General features: G+C 34.2%; 1 pseudogene. It reads left to right on the top strand.

The window, feature by feature from the left end:
• A pseudogene (locus FTV43_RS15690) lies at positions 1 to 1,177 on the top strand (hypothetical protein); the annotation flags it as partial.

Below are 1,177 nucleotides of genomic sequence, written 5' to 3'. Positions count from 1 at the left end.
ATCAAAACCAGTTACCTGGCTCTAAAGCGACTGCAGCAGTCTGCAATAGAAAAATCAAACAGCTCTTTATGCTGGGTGAACAACCTTTATCCAGTACAAATTTATCAAAAATTACCCAGTTGCTGTTTAATACTGTATTAGGGACAAACGATCATCAATATACCTTTCACGCTTTCAGGCATAGTACCGCTTCACATTTGGCTATCCTTTTAAAAGGCAGCATAGCACTGGTACGTTGTTTTACTGACTATGATTCCGAGTTTGGGCGTAAGCTTAAAAAGCACATTTTACCCAATATGAAGGATGCTTCATCGCGTAGTGCCCAAGCCTGGTCTCGACTTGCGCATCTGATGGGGCATGAAGACATTCGGATCACTGCAAGACATTATCTGCATCATCTGAATATCCTGATTGCTGACATGTTTTATCAAGCAAACCGTGAATATTCACCTCAATTGATCAAGGCATTATTAGGCGATAGTCAGTTGATGCATCGCGATTTCAAGGTTAAATTTCAGTCGAATGAAAGAGATATTTTAAAATTGATGAAGAAGATTCATTCACACACAGAAAATAATTCTCAAACTGCTGCATTAAAGAGCAAGAAAAAGCAGAAGCAGCCTCAACAACAGGACGTATTTTTATACCGTGAAACGTTTCTAGACGAATACCGGAAGTGGCGGGAAAAAAAAGAAAAAGCAACGATCGATCCTGAAGTATTGAAATTCATTCAATCGATCAGCCAGCCGTTTTCTCTCTATACAAGTCACGTCAAAAATGATGCTAATCATGAGGATCTTATCGGTTTTACTTGGAAGAAAATGGTGACATGGTCTAATCACTATGAGATTGAGCAACCTTTTAACTTAAATAAAAATGTAACCCAGAAAGATCTTAAACATTTTTTTGATTGTTTAGAAAATAAAATTTCACTTGAAAAAGATCGTCCTATTTTGAACTTTAAGGCATCATCTGAAAATGACTTGATTGACTATCAAAGATTCTTAGATTTTATTAATAAAATTTATTCAAAAGATTCAGATAATTTTTTAAAATATTCAGATAATTTTGAATGGGATGAATATAATACGGGTGAATTTAATAATGTAAAAAAGGGGGAGGTGAAAATAAAAAAATATAAAATATGGAATAAAAAAGATAATAATTTTATTCAAAA

This window comes from Acinetobacter sp. YH16053, from assembly GCF_013417035.1.
Classification (GTDB): domain Bacteria; phylum Pseudomonadota; class Gammaproteobacteria; order Pseudomonadales; family Moraxellaceae; genus Acinetobacter; species Acinetobacter towneri.
Note: the sequence above shows the minus strand (reverse complement) of the source record. Positions and strands in the feature narration are given on the sequence as shown.